This is a genomic window from Rhodococcoides fascians NBRC 12155 = LMG 3623 (genome assembly GCF_001894785.1).
Lineage (GTDB): Bacteria > Actinomycetota > Actinomycetes > Mycobacteriales > Mycobacteriaceae > Rhodococcoides > Rhodococcoides fascians.
The window spans coordinates 367,294-382,500 of record NZ_BCWW01000001.1 but is presented as its reverse complement, the minus strand read 5'-3'; the positions used below and the strand labels follow the sequence as shown (position 1 = coordinate 382,500).

The following is a 15,207-nucleotide window of genomic DNA, read 5'->3' as shown; positions in this document are numbered from 1 at the left end:
GCATCACGCGATGGGCACGGCGTCGTTAGAGAAGGGAACCACGTGTCCGAGTACACCTTGCCCGACCTTGATTTCGATTACTCCGCCCTCGAGCCGCACATCTCGGGCGAGATCAACGAGCTCCACCACTCCAAGCACCACGCCACCTACGTCGCCGGTGCCAACACCGCGCTCGAGAAGCTGGCTGCAGCCCGCGAGGCCGAGGATCACGGCAGCATCTTCCTGCTGGAGAAGAACCTCGCGTTCCACCTCGGTGGCCACGTCAACCACTCCATCTGGTGGAAGAACCTGTCGCCCAACGGTGGCGACAAGCCCGAAGGCGAACTCGGTGCCGCGATCGACGACCAGTTCGGTTCGTTCGACAAGTTCCGCGCACAGTTCACCGCTGCTGCCAACGGCCTGCAGGGCTCCGGCTGGGCAGTGCTCGGCTACGACTCGCTGGGCAAGAAGCTCCTCACCTTCCAGCTCTACGATCAGCAGGCCAACGTGCCGCTGGGCATCATTCCGCTGCTGCAGGTCGACATGTGGGAGCACGCCTTCTACCTGCAGTACAAGAACGTCAAGGCCGATTACGTGAAGGCGTTCTGGAACGTCGTCAACTGGGCCGACGTCCAGGCTCGTTTCGAGGCCGCCACGTCGAAGACCCCGGGCCTGATCTTCCCGTAGGTTTCGAGATTGCCGCACGACGCGCAATCGCAGACAGGGCCACCGCGTTCGACGCGGTGGCCCTGCCGCATTTCGAAGGTCACGCCTTCCCGGCGGCGGGCACCGACCCGATGGTCGTGACGCCGTGGTCCGGTCTCGCGACGTCCTCGGAACGGCAGGTCGTTCGGCGCGGGGGCTCGGGATCGGGTGTCACGTGTACCTGCACGCTTCCCGACGTCGTCACCACCACAACATCCGACGCGACGCCGGACGACGTGACATCGGACGACGTGACATCGGACGGGCGGACGTCGTCGATTCCGGTGAGCCCGTATTCGGTTCGTACTGCGTGTTCGGCGATCTGGGCGACGGTGTCGTCGGTGCAGCGGCCTCGGTAGTGTCGCAGCGTGAGATGCCCGCGGTCGTGGTCGTCCACGACGGCCTGCGCGTTGGTCGGTTCGAGGTTGCCGTAGTAGCTGCCGTCGGGCAGGGCCACCATGCCCGCTGCGTATCGATCCCCGCCCAGGTGCGTCGATTCCCATACCCGCCCGCTGGATCCGGCGAGGGCCGCCGCTACCGGCCGACCGAGCACCGCGCAGCACGGATCCTTCTTTCCGTGCGTGCAGACGAGGTAGAGCCGCTGGTCGACGCGAGTCCCGATACCAGGTGGGGTGCCCGCCGCGGCGGCTTCGAGCGGTAGTTCGAGTATCTGCTCGACGGTGTCGACCGTGTATTTCTCCAGCCACGGGCCGCGGCGACCCGAGTGCGCGAAAAACACCTGTCGCGTCTCGGTGGGTTCACGCCTGCCGTGCGTTTCTCGCACCAGTTGCGGGCGTACCCCGACGGCCTTGCAGCGACGCGAGAGTTCGGTGCCGATTCGACCGAGCGGACCGCCCGGCCCCCACGGTTCGCGCCCCCACGGGCCTCGATGCTCGATCAACACCCAGCCGTGTGCCCGTGCAGCCGTCCCGCGCAGCGATTCGTCGTTCTCACGCGCCACTGCAGCGCAGCCGACCCAGCGTTCGGATGCCGGCACGTCAGCCCCCGATTTCGGTCGCGGTCTCGACCAGGGCCTGGGCGGTCAGCACGTTGCCGAAGAGAAAATCCTTGGAGGGCAGCTCGGTCACCCGAGCTCCGAGACCGGTGAAGAGCGGGTTCTGTCGCAGTTGCGCCACGGCGTCCTCCGTCCCGGCATCGGTGAGCAGAAGGATGTCGTCGGCCGCCAGCACGTCGATCAGTTCCGGGCTGACGTCGACCGTCTGCACCGCGTCGGATCCGCGATCCTGCTGTGCGGGCGCCCGGTAGCCGAGATCGGCCAGAACTGCGTAAGGAAACGATCCGTCCTGCGTCATGTACCGCAACGAGTCGGTGCGCACTCGCGCGACGGTCAACGTGCTGTTTTCCCGAGGTGAGCGTGACTCGGATTCGTCGACCGCCTGCCGATAGTCGGCCAGCAAACCGTCGGCGATCTCCTGCCGATCGAAGATTCCCGCCAGCTGCTGCAAGGTGTTCTGCCACGAGGCCGGGGTGTATTCCACGACGACGGTCGGCGCGATCGGGGCGACCCGCTCGTACAGCGCTCGGTTGTCCTCACCCGTCGTTCGCATGACGATCAGGTCCGGTGCGGCGGCCGTCAGAGCCTCGATGTCGACGTCGGCGTCGACGGATCCGATGTCGATCGGTTCGGTGGTGAGCCGATCCCGGACGACGGGTGCGTAGTCACCGGTGAGCGGCGGCTTCACTGCCGCGACGGGTTGGATGCCCAACGCGACGACGGCTTCCAACGTGCGGTCGCCGTCGAGCACGGCCACGCGCTGTGGATCGACGGGAACACTCGTCTCATCGAACGCATGCTGCACGGTGCGAACCTCGCCGCCGGTCTCGCCCGGGGTCGATTCTTCCCGACTGCATGCGGCGACACTCAGGAATAGCGCAACGGACAGCAACGAGACGACGGTTCGCCGGGCGGATCCTCTGTTTTTCACCGCAGCAGCGTATCGGCTGCCGAGCCGCAGTGGGCCGGCTACGTTTTCGGCTGGCACTCTCCCCATCTTGTGTGCCAGCCGTTTTCGGGTCATTCTTCTCCTTACCCAACGTCGTGTACCCGGCTTCTGCCTCGTACCTGTCTGGGAGGGATGCGCAATGGACGATCGAGATCTCATCGGTGTCTCACCTTTTCACGCCGCCGGTCTACTGCGCGGGTTCGTGATCTCCGGTCGTTGGCCGGACACCACCAAGGAGTGGGCTCAATTCCTGGCGCTGGCCGTCCGGGTCGCGTCGATGCCGGGTCTGTTGGCGACGTCGACGGTGTTCGGGGTGCGGGAGGAGCTGCCCGAGGATCCGGAGCCGGGGACGGTCGGCCTGGTGTTGGCCGAGGGACCGGTGATCGGAGATTTCGCGTTGGCTCCCGGGCGGTTCTCGGACCATCAGCCGGCCGCGTTGCTGATGCTGCATCCACCGTCGGAGACGACGCCCTCTCTGCCGGAGTGCGCGGGCGCGGCGTCGGGTTGTGTTCTGCTGCCCGGTCTTCCGCATCTGGGCCTCGATCACCGGGCCGCGTGGGTGGAGGCAGAATCCGACGGCACCGTGACGTCGATGATCAGTCGGGTCGGCCTCGATCCGATCAGCGATCCCGACACCGCAGTTTTGGCGATGCTCCTCGCATCCTGACCGCTCCCCGTACACGATTTTTCGGGTCCCCAAACTTATTGGCGCATTGGACAATTGGAGAAACGGCACTTAAAGTCGTCTGCAGCGAAGGGGAGTAGCCCCCAATCAACGTGTCGACATACTGGTCGTTTTCCACGACCCGGCACCTGAACCGGTACTTCCGGTGGGCGAGACCTTCGGTCCGTTCGACGACCGAGGAGTCTGCTGTGCTGTCCGCTCTACTGTTGAGTTTCGCTGTCATTTTCGTGGCCGAGCTGGGTGACAAATCCCAGCTGATGGCCATGACGTTCGCCTTGCGCTACAAGTGGTACGTCGTCATCGGCGGAATCACCGTGGCCACGACCGTCGTGCATCTGGTCTCGGTCGCCGTCGGCCATTTCCTCGGTGTGTCCATCCCCACCGAAGCCATCTCGATCGTCGGCGGGCTCGCGTTCGTCGTGTTCGGTCTGTGGACCCTGCGCGGAGATTCGTTGTCCGACGACGAGGGTGCCAAGGCGTCGCGAGTCACCAAGTCGGCCTTCCTGGCCATCGCGTCCGCGTTCTTCCTCGCCGAACTGGGCGACAAGACGATGCTGGCCACCGTCACTCTGGCCGCCGACAACGACTGGGTCGGAGTGTGGATCGGCTCGACGGTGGGCATGGTCGCCGCCGACGCCCTCGCTATCGTGCTGGGTGCCGTTCTCGGAAAGCACTTGCCGGAACGCATAATTCAGTACGGTGCGGCCATTCTGTTCTTCGTCTTCGGCGCGGTCCTGTTCTTCGAGGGACTGATGCCGGGTACGTCGGCACCGTACGTGGCGGCCGCAGTCGTGGTGGCGATCTCGGCCCTCGTCGTCGCCGCTGCGTTCGTCCGACGCTCCCGCAGCGACGCACCGCAGGAAGTGGAGAAGCGCAGCACCACCGAAGACGTCTGACCTTGGTTTACACTCCTCGCGGAGGGGTGAATGAACGACAACCTGCAGGCGACGGGTAGCGACGCGGCACACCGTTCGACCGATCGGCTCATCAGGATCTTCGGCCGGTTCGTCGGTACCGGCTACGCGGCGTATCTACTGCTGCTCGTTCCCGACATCGCGCGCAGCAGCGTTACGGTCCCCGGGTGGTGGACCCCGACCGCCGTGATCGTCGTGTTCGGTACCGGTCTCGCGTTCGGAGCCTTCACCTTTCACCCGAGCATCAGGGTCAGCCAGGTTGCGGGTTCGATCGCAGCGTTGGCGTTCCCGGTCATGGCCCTGCTGTGGTGGGTGGCCTGGGACGGGACCACCTTCGATCGGAGCGGAATGTTCCTGTCCGCATTCCCCGGCCTGGCCTCACTCGCGGCCGCGACCGTATGGCGACCCATCCCGGCATTCGTGCACACGGCCGTCTCGGTGGTGATCGTGCAACTGATCAATCAAGCTGTGCGAGAGCCGTTTCCTCGCAGCAACATCATCGCCGAAATATTCTTCGGGCTGATGTTCTGCACGGTGTTCGTCGCGGCGACTCTGGCCGCACTGCGTACCGGTCGCATTCTCGACGCCACCATCAGCGCCACCCACGGCGATGCCGCACGGGCGGCTGCGGCGAATGCACGCGAAGTCGAACGGGAACGGTTCGACGCCCTCATCCACGACGAGGTCATGTCGTCACTGCTGGCGGTCGCTCGCCAGGGCCGCACTGCCAGCCTGGCCCGTCAAGCACGTTCGGCATTGGCCCATCTGGACGGACTACACACCGACACTGCGACACACGATTTCACCGCCGACGACACGATCGCTCTGATGCGGGCCTCCGCATCGACGGTCGACGAATCGATCGATTTCAGGGTCCGCGAGGACCCTGCCGATTCCCCGGCGAACTACCCTGCCGATGCGGTCCGGTCGATCGCGGGCGCACTCGCAGAAGCATTGCGCAACAGCGTCGTTCACGCTCAGGCGTCGACCAGATCGGTGACGGTCGAGCTGGCCCCGTCGGCACTGCGAGTCATCGTGCGAGACAACGGTATCGGCTTCGATCGACGCTCGGTGCCTCCGCACCGACTCGGCGTCGCCGTCAGCATCGAGGGGCGGATGCGTCAGCTCGCCGGCGGTTCGGCCGAGATCGACACCTCCCGCCGCGGAACCACTGTGCGATTGAGCTGGGCGCGATGAACGGCGAGGATGTTCGCGACCTGCTGTCGATGAAGTCGGGGGCCGCGTACGCCGTCGCCGGCTTCTACATCCTCGCGTGCGCCGTGTGTGCGTCGGCGACGCTGAAGGGTATGTCCGCGGTGTGGCCGCCGTTCGTCTCGGTGCTGGTGTTCTCGGCCGCGGTTATCCTGCTGCTCAGAGCGCCGGGGGATCCACTGAGCCCACGGTCCACGGCGTTGCTCACGGTGTCCGGGCCGGTGGCCGCGTCGTTCGTCTTCGCCGTGGTGCCGGTGCCGCTGACCGGCAGTCTGCAGTCCTGGCCTCTGGGTATGTCCGTCGTGATCTACACGTTCATGTGTGTCCGTGGCCGCACGCCGGCCGCGTGGTTCGGACTCGCGCTCACCATGTCTGTCGTCGTCGGTTGGGCAGCCTGGACGGGTCAAGGCGCACTGTTCGGATTGTCGTTCAGCGCCATCAATATTGCTCCGTTGTTGATGGCGACGTTCTTCGCCTTCACCATCCGACCCCTCGGTGCAGCGATCTTCGAGCTCCGTGAACAATCCACCATCCGCATCGCCGCCCAGGCCGCCGCTGCGGCGGTACTCGAAGAACGTGACGCCCGCCTGGCCAGTCTCGATACGCTCGCCCGTCCGCTCCTGCAGCGCATCGCGGACGGCCCCGATCTCACCGACGAGGAAGTCCTGGCGTGCCGACTCCTCGAAGCCGAGCTCCGCGACACCCTGCGGGCCCGCGGGCTCGTACTGCCCGAGTTGGCCAGGGCGGCACGCTCGGCTCGCGCCCGCGGCGTCGAGGTCACGATGCTCGACGACCGAAGCCCCACAGCATTGAGCGAGAAGGTCCGCAACGACATCGCGGCGGGGGCGTCGAGCAGTCTGGACGGTGCCGTGACGGGATCGGTGACGGTTCGCTTGCTGCCTCCGGGCAGACCGGCCGCGGCGACGATCCTGCTCGACGACCTCGGTGACGGCGCTCAGCGAGTCGAATACGACGACTCCGGCCGCATTCTGCCCTGATCGGCGGGCACGGGAGGGAGGTTCCGTCCTGCCTGGTGTGGGGCCGGAGCCGACCCTCATCGGCCGCCGTCCTACTACTCCTGGCCGGATGCGGTTTCGTCGAGGCAGGCCCGTCGCAGCCGACCGAGGCGATAACGTTGGCTGCATGTGATGGAACGACCAAGATTCAGTGTCAACGGGGCACGGGCTCCCGTCGGGATGCAAGGAGTTGGCGATCAATGTTCCGATCGGGACAAGGTGGGTCTTCTTCTGGTCGGCACTGACGCTGCTGTGGGCCGTTGTGTCCGTGAGTCGAACTCAGGACGGTGAGTTTTCGATCTGGTCCTGGGTGGCTACTTGTTTGTTTGCTGCGGCCGCAATCCTGACCGGGCTTCGTACATTTCGCCGCAGAAGTGACGACGAGCATGGACTCACGAATCCGTAGGGAGTATCACCGTCACTCGAAGGGCGGTAGGCCGACCGACCCCTCGATGCGGGAGAGTCGGGTGCGGGAGAGCGGGGTGCCTGGGAGTGGGGTGAGGTCCCCCGCCGGTTATGGTGCAGAACACAGCGTGGTCGCTGCCTGTGCCGCGACCCGACACCGCTAACGAAGGGGATCGTACGACGTGGAGATTTCAGGAACAGCAGCGCTCGTCACCGGTGGCGCGTCGGGCCTCGGAGCAGCAACCGCAGCACGTCTGGCAGGCGCGGGCGTCACGGTGTTCGGTCTCGATCTGCCGCAGTCCATCGAGCGCGCCGGAGACAGTGTCCCGGACGGCGTGACCCTCATTCCCGCCGACGTCACCAGTGAGGCCGAGGTCGAGGCGGCGCTGGACACCATCGTCGAGTCCGGTGTGCCGCTGCGCATCGTCGTCAACTGTGCAGGCGTGGGCTGGGCGGGTCGCATCCTGTCCAAGAAGGGACCGCACGATCTCGAGCTGTTCCGCACGGTCATCACCATCAACCTGCTCGGCACGTTCAACGTGATGCGGCTGGCCGCCAACCGCATTCAGTCGCAGTCCACCGTCGACGACGCCGGCCAGCGCGGCGTTGTCATCAACACCGCATCGGTCGCCGCATTCGAGGGTCAGATCGGCCAGATCGCCTACACCGCCTCCAAGGGCGGCGTGCACGCGATGACCATCACCGCGGCCCGTGACCTGGCCCAGGTCGGCATCCGCGTGAACACCATCGCCCCCGGCATCGTCGACACCCCGATGCTCGCCGGTGTCACCGAGGAATACCGTCAGGGCCTCGAGGCGTCCGTGCCCTTCCCGTCGCGTCTCGCGCAGCCCAGCGAGTACGCCCAGCTGGTGCAGATGATCGCCGAGCACGACTATCTCAACGGCGAAACGATCCGCATGGACGGCGCGATCCGGATGGCACCGCGCTAGAAGTCCTTTCGCGTGTGGCCCCGACTTCTCGGGCGCGGGGTCACACGCGAGCGCGCAGGTCCGCCACGGTCGGGATCTCGTGCTCGGCGCGGTCGGACATCCACTCGCGCAACACTTTAGTGGCGAGCACATCGTCCTCGTTGTAGACGAGTAGCCGTTCTCGCTGGGTGTGATCGGGATCGGCGTCGTATCCGACAGCCTCGCGGTACCAGCCCATCGACGCCTCGCCGCCGGCTTCCTCGTCGCGCCAGGAGAATCCGGCCACCGGGGCAATCTTCTTCAGCCCCTTGCCGTTCGGGCAGATGAACTGGTCACTGACGGCCTGATAGATATCCACCCACTGCTCGCTGTCGATGAATTCGCGTATCTGCGCCTCGGTGGGCACTCCGGGGACGTCGGCGAAGCGTCGGGCCGAGTCGAGTAACCACTTGTCCTCGGCTTGTCTCGAATAGCAATACGCTGCAAAGGTTTTGCCGCGAGCCGCGGCATCGGCTCGCGTGTCCATCAACCAGTTCCAGAACACCGCGAACGAGCGTCCCTCGTCGACGGTGGGCAGCGGATCCCACGTGACGAAGCCGCGATACTCCGGCGGCGGTCCGCCTGCCTCGGTGAGGAGCGTGCCCCACAGGTACGCGCCGTGCTCCTGATAGCTCTCCATGTCGACGTCCACCTCCACGTCGGCGCGGTGGACCGTCACGGTCTCCGATCGACGCAGAAGCGGCACGTCGGCGCGCCAGGCCAGCGCCGCAGACACCGCGTCGTCGAAGTTGCCGAAGGGCCACTCCTCGGGAGCCGGACCGGTCCATTGCGCCAGTTCGTCGATCGTCCGCACTCCAGCGCTGCGCAGCACGTCCGCTCGAGATCCCGATGCGACGAGTGAGACGTCGCGGGCCGCCACCAACTGCGGCTTGCAGTCGAACCACCAAGCACACGAACGGCATTCACTGATCTGCGAGGGAACGGTCACCGCGTCACCGCTCGCGACCGCAAGCCGGTCCGCGAAGCGAATGTCGTACTCGTCGAGCACGGCAGTCAGGTCGTGTACCAACACGCACTCTCCGCGATAACCCACTGCGCCCCCGACCGGGGTGGCCGTGGCCAAGCCCTCGTGGGCGAGCATGCGGTACAGGTGCGCGAGGCGGAGCTGATCGCGCAACTGGCTGCGCACCTTGCGGGTCTCGTCGACGGCGGGAGCCCAATGCGTGAGCGGGGTGGTGCGCGCACCGCGCCCGGGGTCGGTCACCTTGTGATTGACGACGATCACCGGAATGTAGCCGCCCGACGCGTCCCGCACGAGAAGCTCGCTGCGTCCGCGGCGGCCGGTATCGCGTTCGAGTGGCAGAACTGCATTCCAGATACGTTCGACGCCTGCGCGGCAGGCCGCGACGGTCGCATCGGCCGCGGCACGGGCCGTGGGCTCGTCGATCTCGGTCCACTGCATGGGGTCGGCCGCTGCCAACTGCGCGCGAATGTTCTCGCGATGCGCCTGGGCCGCCTCTCGGCGTTGCCGCACCCCGGGATTTTCGGGTTCACCGCGCAGGAGCGCCCCGTAGGCGGTGTCGAGATAGAGCCGGTGCCGACATCGCGTCAACGATCCGGCGTCGAGCAGCACAGGTGCGTGCGACGCTGCCGCATCTCGTTGACCGTTCACACCGCTAGACATTAGGTGAGCCCTCCGACAGCCGAAGAAGAACAGCTGCCTATTAGGCTGTGTGGAACGCACCGTTACCGCCTAGCAGCACATGTCAGGAGCCTTGTCGATGGGTCTGTTCCGTAAGCGCAAAGGTCGTGCCACTCGCAAGGCGGAGGCGAAGGCCCTCAAGCACAAGGCCACTCTGGAGGCGAAGCTCGGCGCGAAGAACGAGCGCAAGCAGCTGAAGTCGATCGCCAAGGCGCAGCGCAAGCTCAGCGCGGTGGAGGCGAAGTCGCAGAAGAATGTCGAGAAGGCGCAGGTCTCGGCGTTGCGGGCGCAGCAGAAGGCGGCTGCGGCCGGCACGCTGAACGTGGCTCAGATTCGTAAGTATCTCGGTATTGCTCGGCTTCTGCTGCCGGTGCTGGCTCCGATTGCCTACCGCGCTGCCACCGTCGTTCGCGGGCAGCTCGACAACCGTAAGGCGCAGCAGCTGGGTGTCGCACCCGATCAGCTGAGCGAGTACTCGGGCCACGGCGGCAAGCTCAGCGCCCGGATCGCCGGTGCCGAGAAGTCGCTGAGCACCATCGGATCGCGTCATTCGGATCCGGAGACCAAGAGTTTCGGTGCCGCGATCAGCGAGCGTCTCGACGATCTGACCACCGCTGTGCGCGCCGCCGAGCAGATGCCGCCTGCGCGCCGCAAGACTGCCCACGCCGCCATTTCCGCTGAGCTCGACGGCATCGAAGCGGACGTGCTCGCTCGCCTCGGCGTGCGCTGATCTCACCGACCATCCGATGACCGACGGCTCTGCTGCACCGCTTCGCGGCGGAGCTGTCGGTACGGTCACCGCCGCGCTGGCGGTTGCTGCGCACGGAATGGCGGGCGGCGGCTATCTCAGCGGATCGGGCCTGGCTCTGCTGATCGTGGTCAGCCTCGGCGTCGGTGCCATGACTGCCGTTCCGCGTCGCTCGACTGTTCTGTTGCCCGCCCTGATGGGTGGCCAACTCCTCGCTCATACCGCACTGAGCCTGAGCGACATGGCCGGCATGTCGGGCTCGTCACACAGCCATTCGCTGCTGCCCAGTGCCGCGATGATCGGCTTTCACGCGGCCGCGTCGCTGGTCGCCGCGCTGTTGATCGCCGCAGCCGAACGTCTCTACGGCCCGATCACATCGATCGTTCGTGCCGTTCTCGCGCTCCTCACTCCCCTGCCCGACGGTTCTGCTGTCGGTCGCGTCCGGTTCTCCGTCGCGATGCCGTCGGTGCACGGTATTGCCCTGGACTGGGCCATTTCTCGTCGTGGGCCTCCGATGTCGATCAGCTCGTAACTCTGATCCGACATCCTCTTTCCACCTCCGCACAGAAATGACCCAACACTCATGAAGAGTTCCATTCCGCGTGCCTTGTTCGTATCGGGTGCCACCGTCGGCGCACTGCTGATCGGCGCAGGCGCAGCCTCCGCCCATGTGGTCGTCTCCGCGCCCGACGCCGCGCAGGGCGGCTACTCGGTCCTGACGTTCCGCGTCCCCACCGAGTCCGACACCGCATCGACCAACTCGGTCAAGGTCACCTTGCCCGGCCTCAATTCCGCTCGCACCCAACCCATTCCGGGGTGGACGTCCACCGTCGAGAAGGACTCCGCCGATCTCGCCGTGTCGGTGACCTGGACGGCGAATCCCGGTGCCGAGGTCGGTCCGGGCCAGTTCCAGCAGTTCCTGCTCTCCGCGGGGCCGCTGCCCGAGCAGGAAACCGTGTCGTTCCCGGCCACCCAGACCTACACCGACGGTGAGGTCGTACAGTGGAACGAGCCGATGACCGAGGACGGCAGCGAGCCCGAGTTGCCCGCTCCCACACTGACCCTCGCAGCATCGAGCGGTGACGCGCACGGCGGAGCCCACGCCGAGACGACGGACGCAGCCGAGCAGACGTCCACGTCCTCCTCGGACACCACCGCCCGGTGGATTGCCGGTGCCGGGCTCGTTCTCGGTGCCGTCGGCGCCGGCCTCGGAATCGGTGCAACCGTACGGAGCCGACGCTCGTGAGGGCGCTGACCGTGTCCGCCAAAGCGGTGGTCGTATCGGCGGTGGCCTTGCTGGCACTGCTGGTCGCGGCTCCGATTGCCTCGGCTCATTCGCAGGTCACCGGGTACAGCCCGGCCGACGGCTCCTCGCTCGACGCATCTCCGGCGACGGCATCGGTGACCTTCAACGAGGTGCCGCAGTCGCAGTTCGCAACGCTCAACGTCGTCGGCCCCGACGGCAACATCTGGTCGAAGGGCGATGCTCGCATCGAGGGCCAGAGCGTGGTCGTCGACGTCGGTGATCTGGGCCCTGCCGGCGAGTACACCCTCGCCTACCGCATCACCTCGGCAGACGGTCATCCGGTAAGCGGCACGGCCACGTTCACGCTGACGCAGGAAGGGTCCGGAACACCCGGGGCACCGGCCGATGCGTCGGGCACCTCGGAAGAGTCCGAGGACGGGTTCCTCGGCGGCTACGGACCTATCGTGCTGGTCGTGATTGCGGTCCTCGCCTTCGGCGGAGCGTTGGCATTCGCACTGCGTAAGCCAAAAGACCAGCGTAAGCCGAAAGACCAGCGTAAGCCAGAAGACCAGCGTAAGCCGAAGAGCGAGAAGTAGATCCGACGTGGCTGCGGTGAGCGAGAGGAGCCTTCGGCTCGTGCTCGCCGCCGCAGCCTCGGCGGTCGTGGGGGTCGCGGCAGCGTTCGCGCTGGCGTACCCCACCTTTCCCAGCGGGTCGTCGTGGCTCCGCGTCATCGCTGTCGCGTCGGGTTCGGTGGTGTTGGGGTTCGGAATTCTCGCTGTCCTGGACGGTAATTCCGCATCTCGACGCCCCGCCCTCGACTCGCTGGTGATGTGGCGGTCGATCGGGTTCCTGTCGGGTCTGTGGGCGGTGGCCGAGTTCGTCCTGTTGGCAGCGGCCGCAGCCGAGGCCGAGGGCCGAGCAGTCACGGCGCTGTCGCCGAGTGCATTTGCGGCCTTCGTCGCGTCGATCTCCGTCGGTCGACTCGGCGCGACGACGGTGCTCCTCGCGCTCGTTCTGTGCGCCATGGGCGTACTCGGATATCGACGAGACGCATCCTGGTCCCCGGTTCCCGTGGTCACGCTGGCGGCGCTGGCCCTGGTCGCGCGACCGATCACCGGACACATGTCGCAATTCGCATTCGGGTCCATTGCCGTTGCCGTGCATGTGGTGTGCGCCTCGGTGTGGCTCGGTGTGCTGGGCGCGATGGCGCTGAGTCTGCGGACCAAGACAGCGTGGGCGACGCTTTTGCCGGCCTATTCCCGGATCGCGCTGTGGTGCGTCGTCGGGGTGGCCGTGACCGGCGTATTCGACGCGGTCCTGAAGTTGGAGAGCCCGGCTGCTGCGATCGAGACCGGTTACGGCCGAATCGTTCTCGCCAAAGTCGTGATGACCGTGATCCTGGTGGCCGTGGCATCTCGGATCCGCCGCACGTGGTTGCCGACCGCCACTGCGCACCGCTCCACGGCGGACTACTCGGTGGGACGAGCTGCCGCTCATGTCTGTCTGCTGGCGGTGGCGTTCGGATTGGCGGCGGCGTTGGCAACCACGGCGTAAGGCCGGAGTGCAGCCTGCGGAATGACCAGGAAGAGCCGGAGTGCAGCCTGCGGAATGACCAGACAAGCGAGTCTGTCGGGGCTCTGTACTAGCCTGAGTGCATGCCGAAGTTGACTGTGGTGCCGGGTGGTTCCTCGGTGTCCGCGCGCGATCGGATTCCCACGGTCGCCGAGTTCTTCGCCGGTATCGGTTTGGTGCGAATGGGCTTGGAGCAGGCCGGTTTCGAGGTGTGCTGGGCCAACGACATCGAGCGCGACAAGCACCACATGTATCGCCAACACTTCGGTGACGACGCGGCCCATTTTCAGCTCGGGGATGTTGCCGGCACGCGCGGCGACGATCTGCCGGACGGTCTGTCGTTGGCATGGGCGTCGTTTCCGTGCACGGATTTGTCTCTGGCCGGGGGCCGGGCCGGTCTCGCGGGCAAGAACTCCTCGACATTTCGGCACTTCACTCGAGTGTTGGACGAAATGGGTGACGGCCGTCCCGAGGTGGTCGCGCTGGAGAACGTCGTCGGCCTGGCCACCAGTCATGGGGGCGACGATCTGGCGGCCGCGGTCCGTGAGCTCAACGAACTCGGCTATTCGGTGGACGTCCTCACCATCGATGCTCGACGGTTCGTCCCGCAGTCCCGTCCTCGTCTGTTCCTGATCGGTGCGCAACATCCGCCGGAGGATGCCCGCGATCCCAACAGTGAACTACGTCCGGATTGGTTGCAGGCGGTCTACGGCGATTCGACGCTGTCGACGCATCGGGCTCCGCTGCCCAGCCCGCCGATCCCGTTGACCAGTGGTCTCGGCGATCTGGTCGAGCGAATGGATTACCGCGACGAGCGCTGGTGGGATGCAGATCGCACCGAGGCGTTCGTACGCTCGTTGTCCCCGATTCAGTTGCAGCGCATCGAGATTCTGAAGAAGGCGCGCAAGGTCAGTTACCGTACCGCCTACCGTCGTACCCGCAATGGCGTCGCGGTGTGGGAGGCCCGCCCCGACGACATCTCCGGCTGCCTGCGTACTGCGCGCGGCGGGTCGTCGAAGCAGGCGGTGGTCAAGATCGGCCACGGCCGGTTGCAGGTGCGCTGGATGACGCCTCTCGAGTACGCCCGCTTGATGGGCGCCGGCGACTACACGCTCGGCGGTCTGCGGAACAACCAGGCGCTCTTCGGTTTCGGTGATGCGGTGTGCGTTCCGGTGGTCGCGTGGCTGGCGGAGCACTACCTGATGCCCCTGGTGAACGGGACACTCGGTTCCATCGCGCCGAATGCGACTGCTGCGCATGTCCAGTCACGGTAAGTCCTCGCTGCGGGCGTCGGCGGTCGCGCCGCGCAAGAGCAGTCTGCCTGCGGACGATGTGCAGTCCTTTCGAGCTGCACTGCGAGAAGTGCTGAGCGAGAAGGACGATCGAGGGCGCGTCTGGTCGGCGGCCAAGTGGGGCGTGTATGCGTTCTACGACTACGACGGCGAGCCGATCTACGTGGGGCAGACCAAGGAGAAGCTCAGCGTTCGGGTGCAGCGGCATCTGACCAATCAGCGGACCGACGCCGTCGCGATGCGAGTGCTGGACGTGTTCGAGGTCGCGGAGATCGAGATCTGGCCGCTCTGGCAGTACGAGGACCTCAAGAAGTCCGACGGCGCAGAACAATTCCGCGCAGCCGAACGCGATTTGAACGCCCACGAGTACACGGCGTACCTCGAGGCCATCGACAGGTCGCGTCACAAGGCAATTCTGAACGAGAAGATCCCGCCGGTCTCCGAGCCCATCACTCTGCCTGCGTCACTGCGGCGGTCACTGATCTCCGAGCAGACCCGAATAGAGCGCGGGCACCCCGACATTCGGATCGCGCGACGCGCGGAGACCATCTCCCGATTGGCTGCGGTCACTCGCGAGCGCGGTGAGGTGTCCGAGGGTCTGCGACGCGTCCTGGTGGTGCAGGCGGTGCGGCTGGCGTATTTGTCTGCGGAGCGACTCGCATTCGTCGAGGGTCACCCCATTCCCGATCCCGCGGCCATCGACGTCACCGCCCTGGTGGGTTCGGTGCTGCACGAACGTAGCGATCCCGAGGATCCGGACGACCCCGGAGACCCAGAGGACCTACCCGAGCCCGACGCCGAGCTGGACCTGTTCAGCGACTACTGACTCCCGTCG

Annotated in this window: 16 protein-coding genes; 13 read left to right on the top strand and 3 right to left on the bottom strand. The window is 66.1% G+C overall.

The features are described from left to right. Positions 1–42: 42 nt before the first annotated feature. On the top strand, positions 43–666 hold the full coding sequence (locus tag RFA01S_RS01985; protein ID WP_019667073.1) for a superoxide dismutase: 624 nt from the start codon (positions 43–45) through the stop codon (positions 664–666). A gap of 79 nt (positions 667–745) precedes the next feature. On the opposite strand, the gene RFA01S_RS01980 is transcribed toward RFA01S_RS01985, so the two are convergent. Beyond that, positions 746–1,681 carry a ferredoxin family protein gene (locus RFA01S_RS01980; protein ID WP_052060673.1) on the bottom strand — a complete coding sequence of 312 codons (936 nt, stop codon included), beginning with the start codon at positions 1,679–1,681 and terminating at the stop codon, positions 746–748. Between the two features lies 1 nt (position 1,682). Next, a complete protein-coding gene (locus tag RFA01S_RS01975; RefSeq protein WP_162182883.1) occupies positions 1,683–2,630 on the bottom strand; it encodes an ABC transporter substrate-binding protein in 948 nt (315 codons plus the stop codon). 157 nt (positions 2,631–2,787) lie between these two features. On the opposite strand from RFA01S_RS01975, the gene RFA01S_RS01970 reads away from it, so the two are divergent. From RFA01S_RS01970 to RFA01S_RS01950, 5 genes are all read left to right on the top strand, one after another. Further along, the gene (locus tag RFA01S_RS01970) at positions 2,788–3,315 is read left to right on the top strand and encodes a hypothetical protein (RefSeq protein WP_027494858.1); all 528 of its coding nucleotides are present in this window, start codon (positions 2,788–2,790) and stop codon (positions 3,313–3,315) included. A 206-nt stretch (positions 3,316–3,521) separates the two neighbouring features. Beyond that, entirely contained in the window at positions 3,522–4,229 is a 708-nt protein-coding gene (locus RFA01S_RS01965) for a TMEM165/GDT1 family protein (RefSeq protein WP_032371715.1), read from the top strand. A 312-nt stretch (positions 4,230–4,541) separates the two neighbouring features. Beyond that, positions 4,542–5,444, top strand: coding sequence for a sensor histidine kinase (locus RFA01S_RS01960; RefSeq protein ID WP_371829085.1), 903 nt, complete (start codon positions 4,542–4,544; stop codon positions 5,442–5,444). Next, positions 5,441–6,457, top strand: coding sequence for a DUF8320 family protein (locus tag RFA01S_RS01955; protein ID WP_045841519.1), 1,017 nt, complete (start codon positions 5,441–5,443; stop codon positions 6,455–6,457). Before RFA01S_RS01960 ends, RFA01S_RS01955 begins: the two co-directional genes overlap by 4 nt. 605 nt (positions 6,458–7,062) lie before the next feature. After that, positions 7,063–7,830 carry an SDR family NAD(P)-dependent oxidoreductase gene (locus RFA01S_RS01950; RefSeq protein WP_027494862.1) on the top strand — a complete coding sequence of 256 codons (768 nt, stop codon included), beginning with the start codon at positions 7,063–7,065 and terminating at the stop codon, positions 7,828–7,830. Between the two features lie 40 nt (positions 7,831–7,870). Here the strand turns inward: RFA01S_RS01950 and RFA01S_RS01945 are convergent, their stop codons facing one another. Then, positions 7,871–9,493, bottom strand: a complete 1,623-nt coding sequence (locus RFA01S_RS01945; RefSeq protein ID WP_052060672.1) for a TM0106 family RecB-like putative nuclease — start codon at positions 9,491–9,493, stop codon at positions 7,871–7,873. Between the two features lie 97 nt (positions 9,494–9,590). On the opposite strand from RFA01S_RS01945, the gene RFA01S_RS01940 reads away from it, so the two are divergent. From RFA01S_RS01940 to RFA01S_RS01910, 7 genes are all read left to right on the top strand, one after another. Beyond that, a complete protein-coding gene (locus RFA01S_RS01940) occupies positions 9,591–10,241 on the top strand; it encodes a DUF6474 family protein (RefSeq protein WP_027494864.1) in 651 nt (216 codons plus the stop codon). Positions 10,242–10,257: 16 nt separating this feature from the next. Beyond that, positions 10,258–10,791 (top strand): hypothetical protein, encoded by a 534-nt coding sequence (locus RFA01S_RS01935; protein WP_032381961.1) that lies wholly within the window; start codon positions 10,258–10,260, stop codon positions 10,789–10,791. A gap of 51 nt (positions 10,792–10,842) precedes the next feature. Beyond that, positions 10,843–11,505, top strand: a complete 663-nt coding sequence (locus tag RFA01S_RS01930) for a YcnI family copper-binding membrane protein (RefSeq protein WP_032366718.1) — start codon at positions 10,843–10,845, stop codon at positions 11,503–11,505. After that, entirely contained in the window at positions 11,502–12,101 is a 600-nt protein-coding gene (locus RFA01S_RS01925) for a copper resistance CopC family protein (RefSeq protein WP_072691977.1), read from the top strand. Before RFA01S_RS01930 ends, RFA01S_RS01925 begins: the two co-directional genes overlap by 4 nt. A gap of 16 nt (positions 12,102–12,117) precedes the next feature. Next, complete coding sequence (locus RFA01S_RS01920; protein ID WP_238325099.1) at positions 12,118–13,062, top strand: CopD family protein; 945 nt, start codon at positions 12,118–12,120, stop codon at positions 13,060–13,062. 101 nt (positions 13,063–13,163) lie between these two features. Continuing rightward, a complete protein-coding gene (locus RFA01S_RS01915; RefSeq protein WP_230595297.1) occupies positions 13,164–14,354 on the top strand; it encodes a DNA cytosine methyltransferase in 1,191 nt (396 codons plus the stop codon). Further along, on the top strand, positions 14,338–15,198 hold the full coding sequence (locus RFA01S_RS01910; RefSeq protein WP_052060725.1) for a GIY-YIG nuclease family protein: 861 nt from the start codon (positions 14,338–14,340) through the stop codon (positions 15,196–15,198). Before RFA01S_RS01915 ends, RFA01S_RS01910 begins: the two co-directional genes overlap by 17 nt. Positions 15,199–15,207 lie beyond the last annotated feature (9 nt).